Below are 13,659 nucleotides of genomic sequence, written 5' to 3' on the forward strand. Positions count from 1 at the left end.
TCGAGCCGCTACATCGCGTTCCATGCGGCTGCTGAGGTGGCCCCGATGCTGAACGTCTCGCCCGTCGCCGTGTTCCGGAAGAACGCGGTGATCGTCTCACCGGCGGGGATGACGCCGAGGTGGTTGTTGTGGACGAAACTGCCCGTCCCGCTGGCGTTGATGTTCGAGGTCGAACCCACCGCCGAGCCATTGCGCTGGATCTGCACGTCGTAGTTGCCATTCGGGACGTCGGCGTAGCGGACTCCGACGTCGTAGCAACCGGTACCGCCGCTCTGACATGCGTGCGGTTGACCGGACTTGTAGAGCGAGCCGCTCGGCTTCGGCGGCGGCGGATTGTTCACCGTCACCTCGGCCGGCCCGCCTTCAGGTCCGGTACCTCCGGGACCCTCCGCAGAGACGTAGACCTGGTAGGTACCGGCGCCGATGCCACCCACCGAGTCACTGGTGCCACCTGTCGTCCCGGTCTGCACCGTGCTGGAGCCGCTCATGATCCGCCAGTGGTACTTGTCGACCTGTCCACCGGTGTCGGCGGGAGCATTCCACCGCATGGTCAACGTCGCCGGCGCATCACCTGACGACTTCAGCGAGACGTTCTGTGGCGCACTCGGCACGCCGTAGGCGGTCGCCGAGATCTCGTTCGAACCTGCGCTCGGACCCACGGCGTTGTGGGCATAGGCGGTGAAGGTGTAGCTCTGCCCGTTCGTCACGTCGAAGGTGCAGTCGTTGCCGGGGGCGCACTGCTTCTCCCCGCCGCCGCTCCACTTCACCGCGTGGTAGTCGATGGGCGAGCCGTTGCTCGCCGGCGAACCGCCGACGACGACGGTGATCTTGCCGCTCTTCGCACTCTTCAGGCTGAGCGACGGCGGATCGGGCACGTCCTTCACGATGACGGTGATGCGACCCTGCACGCGTCGGTTCGGGTCGTTGGTCGCATCTTGAATCGTGTAGATGACGCTGACGGTACCGCTCTTGGACGACCCGGGCGTGACCGTGACCGAGCCTCCGGAGACGGTGGCCGTCGCCCCACCCGCCGGAGCACTCTCCACCGTGGCGTCGAGGACCTTGAGCGGGGTGTCGGGGAACGGGTTGTAGTCGTTCGCGAGGACGTTGATCGACTCGGCCTTGTTCTTCCGGCCCTCCTCGACGCGGTCGTCGATCGCCCGTGGGAGGGGACGGCTCGAGGACACAACCTGCACCTGCACCGATCCGGGGATCGAGTACTCCTTGTAGGTCACCGTGAAGTTCAAGGTCGCCGAGGTCCCGGGCTGCGTGCCCTGCGGAGCGGACACCGTGAGCTGCGACCCGGACAGACTGCCCTGGACACCGGCCGTCGTCCCGGTGAGGCCCTGGTAGGACAGAGCAGCGAGGATCTTCGGGTTCGGGTGGTCGCTCGAGGCGCGAAGGTCGACGACGATCGCCGGTTCACCCGCTTCGACGGGGATCGTCACCGGGGTGAACGTCGGTGGTACGTCCTCGAGGTCCGGGTCTCCGACCGTGATCGGCAGTGTGAGCAGCTTGCTCTCGCGACCGTCCGTGGCCTCGAAGCTCACCGAGGCGGGGCCGCGGTAGTCCTTCGCCGGGGTGAACGTGATCGTGGCGTCGTCGACGTAGCTCGAGGTCCCGTTGCTGCGGAAGTTGACGACGCTGCCCTCTGAGGCGATCGTGACGGGCTTGCCGGACGGCGCCTCGGTGATGTCGGAGAGCTTCCAGGTGCGCGTCTCATTGACCTTGACGATCTGCTCCGGCAACGGACTCTTCATCCGAGGCGGTTCGCCGTCGGTCGCGGCCGGCACGATGATGAACGCGGCGCCGCTCAGCTGCGTGACCGGGTCCGTCAGGCGGTAGGCGATCGCCTGGCGTCGGTCGGTGAGGGTCACCCGGATGGTGCCACCGTCGCGGACCTCGCCGGAGGCGGCGTTCACACCTTCGACGCTCGGCTGCAGGTCGTCGATCAGCCCACCGGGGTTCTGCGCGCCGTCGAGCACGTCGATGTCGATGGTCTTCTTGCCGACGATGTCGGCGTCCTCGAGGACGTGGTCATCCGCCTCGGGGAACTGCGGCTTCGCGTCCTTCGTGACCTTGACCTGGATGTAGGCGCTGTCGATGCCACCCTTGCCGTTGGTGATCTGGTACCGGACGGTGAAGAACGCCTCCTCCTCCGGCACTTCGATGACGACACGGCTCTTGCTGACCTCGGCGGTGAGGCCGTCGTCGACCGATAGCAGCTTCGGTTCGAGTTTGAGCGTGTACCCGTTCGGATCGGAGTCGTTCGAGAGCACCGGTACGGAAGCGACCTTGCCCGGGAGGACCTCGATGTAGTCGTCGACCGCGTTCGGCTGGCCGTCGACCTCCGGGCGTCCGATGACCCCGATCTTGATCGTGCCGACGGCGACCGCACCGTAGGTGTCCTTCACCCGGTACTGGAAGGTGTCGGTCCCGGAGGAGTCCGGAGCCGCCTCGTAGACGAACCACGTACTCCCTTGCTCGATGACCCGACCGAGCAACGGTGCCGAGGCGATGTCGTCGACGACGACGGAGTCACCGTTCGGGTCCAGCCCGTCGAGCGGGACGTCCACGCGGACCGTCGCACCCGCGAACACGCGCGAGGTGAGCAGCTGCGGCACGGGCGGCTGGTTGTTCTTTTTGTCCTCGCCGACCACGTTGAACGTGACCGTCGCCGTGTCGGCCTCACCGAAGGTGTCGTACACGCGGTACGTCGTCGTGTAGGTGCCCGGTTCGCTCGGCGCCTGGAAGCGGACCTCGTCGTCGTCGACGAACGCGAGGCCGGCGGTCGGATCCTCGACGAGCTCGCGATCGACGAGCATGACCGCCGCGTCCGGGTGGTAGTCGTTCTCGAGCACCGCGACGTTGGCGATGTCGCCCGCGCGGACGACGACCGCGTCATCGGTCGCGACCGGTGCCTGATGCTTCGGCAGCGGTGGCACCGGGACGATGGTCACCGCCGCCGTCGCCGACGAGGTGCCGTCGGACACGACGTAGGTGAACTGCAGCTGCTGCTCGATCGGCGCGGAGGAGGAGACGCGGATGACCGCGCTGTCGAGGACCTCGACGGACAACGAGGTCGACTCGTCGGGAACGGAGACGGACTGCACGGCGAGCACCTGCCCGCCCGGTGACTCGTCGTTGGCGAGGACCGGGATCGTGATCGTCTCGTTCGGCCGGAGATATCCCTCGTCCTTCACGGCGACCGGCGGCCGCACGTCGGTGGGCTTCTCGAGGACGTCGACGCGGATGAGCCCGATGCTGGAGGCGATGCCGGCGCCGAGTGTGTACTTCAGGTAGTAGGTGCCGGGCTCGTTCGAGGACACGGTGACCGACTGCTTCTCGAGGCTCGGCGAGGACACGAGTCCGCCCTGCAGGGCCTCGACACCGATGAGGCCGAGCGGGGCCCCACTCGGGGACTGGTCGTTCGCCAGCGGTTGGACGAGCGCGGACTCGCCGACGAAGGTCGAGACGAAGTCGGGTGTCCCGATCGGGCTCAAGGCTCCGGCGGGCTGCACGTCGACCTTGAGGGTGCCCTCCGCCGAGGTGACCCCGTCGGACACGACGAACTTGACGTCGCGCGGGCCCATCTCGGGCGAGGCGTGCGTGAACGTCACGAACCCGTCCGGGGTGAACCGGACGAGGTCGCTGGACGCCGGCGACGCCGACTGGAGGAAGATGTCGTCGCCGTCGGGATCACGCCAGTCGGCGAGCACGTTGTAGGTGACCGTCTGCCCGGCCTCGACCGACACGGCGGCCTCGCGATGGGACGTCGGCGGCTCGTTGACCTCGGGCGGTTTGATGGCGATGCTCACGTTCGCTTCGGCCACGCCGCCTGGGCGGCCGTCGTTGACGGAGTAGCGGAACGACGTCGTCCCGGCCACGAACCCCTCGGCCGGGGTGAACTGGAGCGCACGCCCGCCGTCGATGTACTCCAGCTTGCCGGTCTCCGCCGCGACGTCGCTGGTGTTCTGGATCGTCAGGACGTCGCCGTCCGCATCGGAATCGTTGTCGAGCAGGGGCAGGACCGTCGCGCGACCCGGACGGACGCCGAACGCGTCGTCGCGGGCGATCGGCGGACGGTTCTCCTCGGTGCGCTCGGCGAGCGTGTCCTCGAAGGACTGCTCGGACGCCTTCTCGTCGCCGTCCTCGCCGTCCTCCTCCTGCGGGGGTGTCACCTCGTCCCAGTTGTCGACGAGGCGCATGTTCGCCTGGACGAGCCAGGAGTTGCCGGTCTGGACGTTGTTCAGGGCGATGACCGAGCGGTTCACCCGGAAGACGAGCTGCTGGCCGATGGTCTCCGGGTTGATGTCCTCGATGACCGGCTTCTTGTCGGCGCACTCGGCGGCGTACCGACTCGAGGAGGCCCAGGCTCCGTGCATGCAGCCGTCGAGGTTGACCGGTGCCGTGACCTCGGCCGCACTCGTCGCCGCTGTGGTGACGTCCGCGTCGAGCACCTCCGGGTCGCCGCCGCCGAGTGGGACGCGGACGAGCGAGTCACCGGTCGCGATGACGGCGGCGTCGTCCGATGCCGACGGCTCCTGGATCTTCAGCGGCTTGCCCGGCAGCTCGACGACGGAGCCGTCCTGCTTCACGAGTTCGCCGGACTTCAGGTCGAGGATGACCGCCTGCTCACCGGCAGCGCTCAACTGGTAGTCGTCGAGCTTCGGGAGCTTCGACTCGGTCTTCGTGCCGTCGGGCAGGATGCGGTAGAGGAGCCCCTTCGCGGGTGCGACCGCGAGGATGGTGCCCGTCGAGGTGACGACCGCTTGACCTGCCTTGCCGATGGAGACGATCGGCTTCGTCTCCGTGGGGTCGAAGCGGAGCTCCCCCGCGGCATCGACGGACCAGAGCTTGCCGGTCTCCCCCGCGACGACCGAGAGTCGGTCGCCGCCGTAGTGCACCGTCGCGCCGGTCGGCAGCGAGACACGCTGGATGAGGCTCGTGAAGGCCGGATCGATGCGTTCGAGCGAGGAGAGCGCCTTGTCCTGGAGGAAGACGTCGTCGCCGTCCTGCAGCACGTCGGCGTTGTTCGACGCCGTCGACACGGCACCGTCGAGTTCGGAGATCTGATCGTTGAGACGCCCTGCAAGGAGCGACTCGCCGTTGGTGACCCAGACGTCGCGGGACTCGAGGTCGACCTCCGTGACGGGGAAACCCTGGTGGATGAGCGCGGCGGTCACCGGTACGGCGACGAGGACCGACAGGGCCGTGATGGACGCCGCCGTCTTGCGCTTGCGCAGCCAGGCGCTCCAGTTGCTCACGGTCCCCCAGGTGATGTTCGGTCAAGCATCGGTCGATGCGCCACGCTGCAAACGCGGAGTCACTCTAACAAACAAGTCGGCAATGGAAAACGGTTGCGGGGGTCAACCGCGAGCGGGTTGTCCCCCGCCGACATCCGCCTGATCGGCGTGGTCGAGGAGCGGGAGGTCGCTGGCGTCCACGAGTCGGGTCGAGACCGCGTACTCGACGAGCCGTGCACGACGGCCGGTCGCGAGCTTCCCCGGCCCGCCGCGCAGCCCCTGGACACCGAACTTGTCGAGCTTGTCGCAGACGTTGTCGAGCTTGCGGTTGAAGGTGGTCTGGCTCCAACCGAGGCGGGCGGCAGCGGCGGCGGACGCCGGGATCTCGCCGCGACCGGGCGACGCCTGGCGCAGGACGTCCTCTGCCAGGGCCACGATGAGGAGGCGCTGGCTGCTCGTCAGGTGGATCGGCCCGACCGTCGTGGTTCCGGCGGTGGTCGTCGAGAGCTGCGACGGACTGAAGTACTCGAGGTCCGAGGTGATCGTGAAGTCGTAGGTCGTCGTCCCGGCACTGAACAACACCTGCAGCTCGGGGAACACGATCGGGAGCCGGGCACCGGGCGCGAGCCACGCCTGCACGTTACCGGTCGTGTCCGTCACCGTCGCGGAGAGGGTGTTCCCGATGTTCGTGAGCCACCAGAGCCCGGCATCGAAGGTCACACTGAGGAAGGTGCGGTGCAGGAAGGGGTTCTCGTCGACGACGAGGTCGCCCTCGCGCCCGATCAGGAACGGCTTGCGTGCGTCCACGGCGTACTCCTCGCCGCAGAACTCGACGCGCACCGCCGTCTTCGTCGTCGCGGTGTCCGTCGCCTCGTCCGTGCTCATCGTCTGGTCCCCCTGTGGTCGGTCATCGTCTCGCTCCCGCTACTGCTGCGAGCACATCTCGAGTGGATCGGGTGAGGTGACGCCGCCTCGGACAATCACCACCTCGATACACAGCTGCGCGCCCGGAGCGCTCGGCTTCAGGTCGACCGCGTACGTCGAGGTCGGTACCTTCGGCGAATTCTTGCCGCTGCTCGTCACCTGGTAGATGTACGAGTCGCCGTCCTGCGGGTCCGGGTTGTCCCAGATGAAGGTGACGACGCTGCCGTCCTCGCTGATGTTCACGCCGAACGGCTTCGGCGAGGGGACGTCGCTCAGTTGGATCGGCGCCCCGGTCGCGGCGGCCGTGGGCTTCGGGTCGGCGGCCGCCCCCTGCCAGATGATCCCGGCCGCGATCCCGCCGACCGCCAGCACCGCGACGCCGCCCACGACGAGGAGGCGGGTCAGCCGGCGGCGTCCGCCTCGTCCGGCCGCATCGGCATCGGGGTCCTCCGTGGGAACTGCGGCCGCGGTCTCGAGGCGGTCGCGGCGGATCGTCTCGGAGGGCACCGAGGCCGCTCCGACGATGATCGGGGCCGAGGGCTGGATCGGCTGCACGAGCGGTCCCGCCGAGCGGACGACCGTCTCGTCGCCGACCGACGGCTGCACGCTCGGCACGCCGGGTCGGGGCTGGGCCTCGACCGTCGGGACCTGCCGGACCCGCGTCTCGTCCGACGCACTGCTGGACGTGTCCGGTCGGGGGGCCTGCGACTGCGGCTGCACGAGGTTCGGGATGTCGATGGGCGTCGGCGCGTAGGCCAGCTCCATCTCGACGCGCTGCAACGCCCGAGCGAAGTCGACGGCGCTCTCGAAACGGTTGGCGCGGTCCTTCGCGAGGCCCTTCTGCAGCGTCGCGACGAGGGAAGCCGGTGCGTCGTCGCGCCCGAGCGGGGTGACGGTCCCGCGCTCGATCCGGCTGATGAGGTCGGCCGCACCGTTCGACTGTCCGGGGATCTCGAACGGCGTCCGTCCGGCGAGCAGCGTGTAGACCGTCGCGGCCAGGGAGAACACGTCGGACCGCACGTCCGGATGCGGCTCGTCCTCGAACATCTCGGGCGGCGACCAGGGGATGGAGAGACCGACCGTCTGCGTGCCCGAGGCACCGGTGGAACCGACGTCGCCCGGGCGCCCGGGGCCGGCGGTCGTCGGAACCTCGAGTTCGACGGCCTGCGAGATGCCGAAGTCGGTCAGCGCCGGCCAGCCGTACGCGTTGGTGAGCACGTTGGCCGGTTTGATGTCGCGGTGGAGGATGCCGGCCGCGTGTGCGGTCGCCACCGCACTGGCCAGGCGGACGCCGGTGCGCAGTGCATCGGCGACGGCGAACCGCCGCAGCTTCGCCTGCTCCGCGAGACTCGGCCCCGCGCAGTACTCCATCGCGAGGTACGGTCGTCCGTCCGGAGCGACGTCCGCCGTGTAGATCGTGACGATGTAGGGGTGCGCGGAGAGCTGCGCCATGAGGTTCGCCTCGGCGACGAAGGCCTCGCGGGTCTGCTCGCTGAGGTGCTCGGCGAGGAGCACCTTGACGGCGACCTGACGCCTCGGCAGCTGCTGCTCGTACAGGAAGACGTCGGAGAACCCACCGGCTCCGAGCTGTCGTTCGAACCGCAGCCCGGGGATGGCCGGCGGTTGCGAGGGTGAACGGCGCACGTCAGCCCTCTCGGACGCGCAGCGCGACGCCGCCGCCGAGGTCGATGACGGTCCCGACGATCACCGGCGTCGGCTCCCCTGGTCGCAAGGACTGCGGTGCCTGACCGGGCAGGACGACCTGCGTGCCGTTCCGCGAGTGGAGGTCGGTGACGACGACCGTGCCGCCCTCGACCGCGACACGCACGTGGCTCCGCGAGATGTCGTCACCCGTGAGCGTGACGAGTGTCGGGACGACGGACGCCGGGACCTGCGAGACGCTCGGCGCCCGGCCGAGGACGACGGGCGAGGCGAGCGACTGGCGAGTGCCGCCGGGGAGTTCGAGGTAGGTGAGCGGCGTGGCTGACGGGGTGGTCGATCGAACGGGTGGGGTCTCGGCCGCGCGACGCGCACGCAAAGCGGCGAGATCCTCGGCGAGGATCGTGTGGCCGTCGTGGTCGCCGAGGTCCGATGGTTCTGCTGCTGCGGGTTCCGGCGCGGCGACCGCGGTGGCTGCCGCCTGCTGGTGCGCCGACGCCTCGGCCGCGGCGCGTTCGGCGTCGCCCGCCTCGTCGACCGCCGCCGCACCGACCGGACGCAGCACGGTCTGGCCGAACAGGAAGTCGTAGCCCTCGTCGACGGGCTCCTCCGGGGTCGTCGGGGTCTCGTCCGGGTCGTCCTCGTCGTGGAAGAACTGGGTGTCGGAGACGGACGGCACGACGTGGAGCGGCTGAACAGGCTCGACGTGCGCAACCGGGGTCGCCTCGTCGCCGTTCGTCCCGTCGTCCGAGGTCGCCGCGGATGCAGCGGGCTCCGCGGGGGCCGGGGCGGGCGGGGCCGCGAGCTGCTCCGCCGCCGTCGGCGCATTCGTGGACGACTCGGTCGGCCGGCGCTCGTCGGTGGTCGGAGTGGCGAGCGAAGCCGTGGCCTCCTCGTCGAGGGTCGCCGTGATGGAGGTCGTCCAGACGGCTCCCGACCCGAGCGGGAGGCGCACGCCGGACGGGTTCGGCTGGTCGCTCCGGAGCGTGACGCTCACCGCGTCGGCGTGGTGTTCCTCGACCCAGGTGGTCGCGCGGGCGCCCAGGACCGTCTCGGTCCCGGCGGCGCTCGTCACGACGGCGGCCGCGAGCCCGCGCACGATGACCGTCGCGCCCGATTCGTCCCAGACGGCCGCGGCGAACGCGGGCGTGTTCGAGAGACCGCCGGCGGCCAGCCGGTCGACGATCAGCGACAGCGAGGCGTCGCCCGGGAGGTCTGCGGCGAATGCGGCAGCGGCGGTGTCGTCGCCCTGGGCGTCGACCAGCACCAGTCTGCCGGGCCCCGCCACAGCGAGCCAACGGCGGACCTCGGCCGGTTCCATTTCGTACGAGTACACGGCCACTCCTCTAGCCTCGCGGCATCGTCTCTTCAAGATACCCGAGACCACCCGCGTCATCGTAGCCGGGGCCGCTGGACATCAGCGAGGTCGACACGACGTCGACGACGAGCGCGGTCACGTTGTCCCGTCCGCCGGCGGCCAGCGCGAGCTCGACGAGGCGGTCGGCGGCCCCCTCGAAGCCCTGCGACAGGACCTCGGCGATCAGCTCGTCGGACAGTTCGCCCGTGAGACCGTCGGAGCAGAGGAGGAACCGCTGCCGCCCGGCGACGGGGAGGAGCCAGACGTCCGGGTCGATGCCGGCCTCGACGCCGATCGCCTTCGTCACGATGTTGCGGTCGGGGTGTTCGCGCGCCTCCGCCTCCGTGATGGAACCGGCGTCGACGAGTTCCTGGACGGCCGAGTGGTCGACGGTGATCCGACGGAGTGCGCCGTCGGCCCAGGTGTAGACCCGTGAGTCCCCCACGTTGAACACCATCCAGTGGAGGTCGGTCTGCGGCGACAGCGCCACGAGCGCGAGGCCCGCGACGGTCGTGCCGATGACCCCGTTCGGCGTGGGGATGCTGCGGATGACCGCGTTGGCGGCGACGATCGTGGTCACGACCGCCTCGGTCGTCGTCGGCATGCCGATCGGTATGCCGCGTTCGAGCGCCGCCGCGACCTCACGGCTCGCGACCTCGCCGCGTTCGTGCCCGCCCATGCCGTCCGCGACCACGAAGGCGGGCGCGCCGGCGTAGAACGCGTCCTCGTTCAGGCGTCGGACCAGCCCGGTGTCGGTCCGGCCCTCGCTGCGCAGGGTGTGCGTGGACCGCGCGGTCTCGATCGTCGTCATCCCGCACCGCCCAACGCGGCGGGAAGGGTCGGTACCTCGCCCGGCCAGCTTCCGTACCTCGCGTCGAGGTCGGAGCTCGAGAGCTCCACGGAATCGCCACCGGCGTACTGCTCGGAGGCGATGTCCAGCGTCGCGAGGATGGCGATCGTCGACTCGACGGTCTGTCCGGGCGCGTCGAAGGCGAATCGCACGAAGCGCCCGCGGTCGACCTCGTCCTGGGAAGCGAGCTGCGCGAGGGAGTAGTCCACGAGGGCACCGGGGTCGCCGGTGAAGGCGTCGGTCGCCGAGAGCGTCGCGGTGACGTACGCCGTCGTGCCGTCCCAGGCGCGGGCGGCCCGGAAGCCGGCCCCGGGGATCTCGGCGATCGCTTCCTCGACGGCGGCAAGTGTCCGGTCCGGGGTGCGGGCCGGGGTGCGTTGCGCCGTCGGCGCTGCGGTCCCGCAGGCGGTGAGGAGCACCAACAGGACGACCGACACGGCGCCGGATCGGACGATGGTGCTGATGCGCATGGAAGGCCTCACGGTCGGGAACGGGCTGTGGACGGGCGACCCGGTGTCGGGCCGCGGTCGATCATCTCCGCGTAGGACTGTAGTCGGTCACCTGTTGATCACCGCTGAAGAAGCCGCTCGCCGAGTCCAGGTAGGCGTCGACGCTCGGGTCTCCCGACGACGACGTCTCGTCCGCCATCATCTCGTACCGCTGCGCGTTGTGGGCACTCGCGATCCCCGGATCCTGCTGTTCCGGGTTGACGCCGCCCAGTCGCGGGGCGTCACCCTGGACCGTCGTCCAGTTGGCCGAGTCCGGGTTCCCCTGTCCATCGAGCCGGGCGACCGGATCCTCGTTGAACTCCATCGAGAGGACCTGCACGTCGTCGGGGATGTCGAAGCGTGCGATCGGCGAACCCGCCGTGACGAGGTGCGTCACGTTGTAGCCGAAGTCCGGGTCCGAGGCCAGCGACCCGGCCGTGATCCCGCCGAGGCTGAAGCCCTCGAGCATCACCGGGTCCGACGGAGAGATACCGGCGGCGGCCATCGCGTCCTTCACCGCCTGGCCGAGCGCGGTCTGTTCACCCTGCATGGCAGCGATGTCGGAGGTGAGGTCGTTCGAGATCGCGCCACCGTGCGGATCCCAGACCTGCGTGCTCGGGATCTGCACGATCCAGCTCGGCGGCGGTCCGGCCGACTGGATCACGCGGATGTTGCTGAGCTCCTCCTCACCCTTGTCGATGTCCGCCGAACCCTGCAGGAGGTCGCCGAGGTCGGTGACGGTTCGGTCCCGAGGCACGGCGAGCGGCTGTGAGGGGTCGTCGGGATCCATGGCGAGGCCGCCCTGCCCGTCGTCGAAGAGGCCGAACCGGCCGCCACCGGTGGCGATGGCGTCGATCGCCTGCTCATAGGTGAGCGGCGGCCAGCCCTGGCCGGTGACGACCGACATGAGTCCGTTGAAGCCGGGCAACAGCCCGGGGAGGAAGGTGAGGCCGGCCAGCAGGCCTGGGGCGCCGTCCGTGAGGATGTCCTCGATCCACGCGTTGTCGCCCAGCCATTCGTTGGCGGCCTGGGCCGCGACCGGGGCGAGTTCCTGCAGCCTCGACAGCGCGTCGGCATAGGTCGCCGCCGTCCGGTCGACGACCTCCTGCGGCGAGTAGGCGGTGATCGAGTTGGCGGTGAACAGTCCCGCGACGCCGGCCGGCGACAGCAGCAGCCAGGGGTTGTCGCCGATCTGGTCCAGCGTCTGCTGGGCACCCTCGACCAGCGAGTCGACACCCTCGACCACGATGTTGACGCCTGCCACGGTGAGCATCCACGCCCCGCCCACCACCGCCACGCCCGCCGCTGCGACGAGGCCGACCGGCACCGCGAGGACACCGATGACGAAGGCGACGCCGTTGTGGAGGGCGACCGTCGCCGCGGCGATCAGTTGGTCGGCGGTCTCGTAGGCGACGACGGCGCCCTCGAGGAAGACGGCGGAGACGCCGGTCTCGGTCGCGACGAGGAGGAGGGAACCGGAGGCGAGGACGATGGCGCCTTCCGCGGCCGCCCCCGTGACCGGGGACAGGATCATGGACTCGAGCAGGTCGCCGTCGACCGCTTTCGCCGCGGCCGTGCACGAACGCCCGATGAGCTCGGTCGACAACGTGGCGAGTTGCTGCGCCTGCAGTCGCATGTCGTCGAGCTTCGCGCCGACGCCGCCGGCTCCACCGGAGACCGTGATGCCGCTCATGCCCGGGCTCCCTGGATGGTCGCGGCGATCGCCAACACCTCGGCGACGATGTCCGCGCGACGGACGGCCCGGAGCGAGACCCGGGTCCCCTCGGCGACGGTGGACGGGTCCATACCCGCCGCTTCGACGTCCGGAGTGTCGACCGACACGGCGACCCAGCCGTCGGCACCACGGAGCCACGTGTCCGTCCACCGTCTCATGGGCTCCCCGCTCCGGGAGAGCGCGTCGAGCCGGAAGCCGCCGTCGATCCGCCGCGCGACACCGCCGAGGAGCACCGCGGCCTGCGGGCTGTGGAGCTGTTCGACGACCGCGCCGACGACGTCTGGTCGGTCCTGGCGGAGCGCGAGGACGAGCGCCTCGGCGTCCGCGAGCGGGAGGACGACCACGTCGGTCGAACGACCCCGCGCGTCGGGGACGTCGTGGAGCGCGGAGAGGGGTCGCAGGAGTTGCTGGGCCAGCCCGGCGGTGTCGAAGGCGCGGATCTCGACGGCGTCCTCGTCGCGCGCGGCCGTGCCGTGCTCGGCGAGGGCCGCGTCAGAGTGGTCGACCCGCTGCGTCCGCAGCAGCGCCAGGGCGTGCGCGCCGATCACGGAGACGGACTGGATCGCCGTCCGGTCGAGGGTCCAGCAGGAGGCGTCGACGGCCGCCGTCGCGAACTGCGGCATCGACAGGAAGGCGGCGAAATCGGGATCGACGTCAGCGGTGAGGTCGTCCGGGAGGCTGTCGTCGCCGCGGGCGAGGAGTCGCCGCTCCCGGAGCCGCGCGACGGCTCGCTGCTCGCGCTCCCGGACTTCGGCGGGCGACACGCGCGAACCCCATTCGGTGTGGAAGGCGGGTGGCAGCACGATGTGCGGGGTGCGATGCTCCAGGACGTGGAGTTCGTCCGCGGTCAGCAGGAAGGCTGCCGCGGCGGGAGCCGGGCGGGTACGGGTCATGGGCATCAGGGGGTCCATCCTCGGCTGCGGTAGAGGTCTGCAAGGTCCAGCCAACTGCGGTCACCGGGTGTCGGCAGCGATGGCGTGGAGGCGACGATGTCCTTGGCCTGGTGCACGAGGAAGTCCGGGACCTCCTGGCCGAAGAACTCGAAGACCTTCGCGGCGCCGTCCTTGACGGTCTCGACCGCGCCGGAGACGAGGTTCACGGCGTCGTTCCAGCGGTCGCCCACCCAACGGGCTGCGTCCTCGATGAGCTGCTTCACGTGCTCGACGGCGGTCGCGTGCGCGTCGAGCTTGTCGGCCGCGTCGTCGAGCTGCGTCGCCGAGTTCTCGAGCGAGACCGCCCGGGTGCCGAGCTGCTCGATGAAGGTCTCCGCGGCGGTGGAGGTCCACGCGAGCTCGGCGGCCGAGCGGAGGTCTCCGGCACGGCTACGGACCTCGGTCGCGAGGGTTCGTAGCTCCGTCGCGCGGAGGCGGATCTGTTGGGTGTCGCCGTACACTGCTTGC

8 protein-coding genes and 1 pseudogene are annotated in these 13,659 nt (G+C 70.1%); all 9 read right to left on the reverse strand.

Features of this window, described 5'->3' with window-relative positions:
• Positions 1 to 8 precede the first annotated feature (8 nt).
• Positions 9 to 5,267 carry an Ig-like domain-containing protein gene (locus ITJ62_RS12300; RefSeq protein ID WP_194602287.1) on the reverse strand — a complete coding sequence of 1,753 codons (5,259 nt, stop codon included), beginning with the start codon at positions 5,265 to 5,267 and terminating at the stop codon, positions 9 to 11.
• 102 nt (positions 5,268 to 5,369) lie between these two features.
• Positions 5,370 to 6,131, reverse strand: a complete 762-nt coding sequence (locus ITJ62_RS12305; protein WP_194602290.1) for a hypothetical protein — start codon at positions 6,129 to 6,131, stop codon at positions 5,370 to 5,372.
• 39 nt (positions 6,132 to 6,170) lie between these two features.
• Positions 6,171 to 7,814, reverse strand: coding sequence for a serine/threonine-protein kinase (locus ITJ62_RS12310; RefSeq protein ID WP_194602293.1), 1,644 nt, complete (start codon positions 7,812 to 7,814; stop codon positions 6,171 to 6,173).
• Position 7,815: 1 nt separating this feature from the next.
• Positions 7,816 to 9,165 carry an FHA domain-containing protein gene (locus ITJ62_RS12315; RefSeq protein ID WP_194602296.1) on the reverse strand — a complete coding sequence of 450 codons (1,350 nt, stop codon included), beginning with the start codon at positions 9,163 to 9,165 and terminating at the stop codon, positions 7,816 to 7,818.
• Positions 9,166 to 9,175: 10 nt separating this feature from the next.
• Positions 9,176 to 9,997 carry a PP2C family serine/threonine-protein phosphatase gene (locus ITJ62_RS12320; protein WP_194602299.1) on the reverse strand — a complete coding sequence of 274 codons (822 nt, stop codon included), beginning with the start codon at positions 9,995 to 9,997 and terminating at the stop codon, positions 9,176 to 9,178.
• Positions 9,994 to 10,506, reverse strand: coding sequence for a hypothetical protein (locus ITJ62_RS12325; protein WP_194602302.1), 513 nt, complete (start codon positions 10,504 to 10,506; stop codon positions 9,994 to 9,996). The genes ITJ62_RS12320 and ITJ62_RS12325 overlap by 4 nt, the downstream gene beginning before the upstream one ends.
• 61 nt (positions 10,507 to 10,567) lie before the next feature.
• Positions 10,568 to 12,217 (reverse strand): hypothetical protein, encoded by a 1,650-nt coding sequence (locus tag ITJ62_RS12330; protein ID WP_194602305.1) that lies wholly within the window; start codon positions 12,215 to 12,217, stop codon positions 10,568 to 10,570.
• The gene (locus tag ITJ62_RS12335; RefSeq protein WP_194602308.1) at positions 12,214 to 13,158 is read right to left on the reverse strand and encodes a hypothetical protein; all 945 of its coding nucleotides are present in this window, start codon (positions 13,156 to 13,158) and stop codon (positions 12,214 to 12,216) included. Before ITJ62_RS12335 ends, ITJ62_RS12330 begins: the two co-directional genes overlap by 4 nt.
• Positions 13,158 to 13,655: pseudogene (locus ITJ62_RS12340) on the reverse strand (hypothetical protein); the annotation flags it as partial. The gene ITJ62_RS12335 and the pseudogene ITJ62_RS12340, both read right to left, overlap by 1 nt.
• Between the last annotated feature and the right edge of the window lie 4 nt (positions 13,656 to 13,659).

This window comes from Plantibacter sp. VKM Ac-2876 (assembly GCF_015350715.1).
Taxonomy (GTDB): Bacteria; Actinomycetota; Actinomycetes; order Actinomycetales; family Microbacteriaceae; genus Plantibacter; species Plantibacter auratus.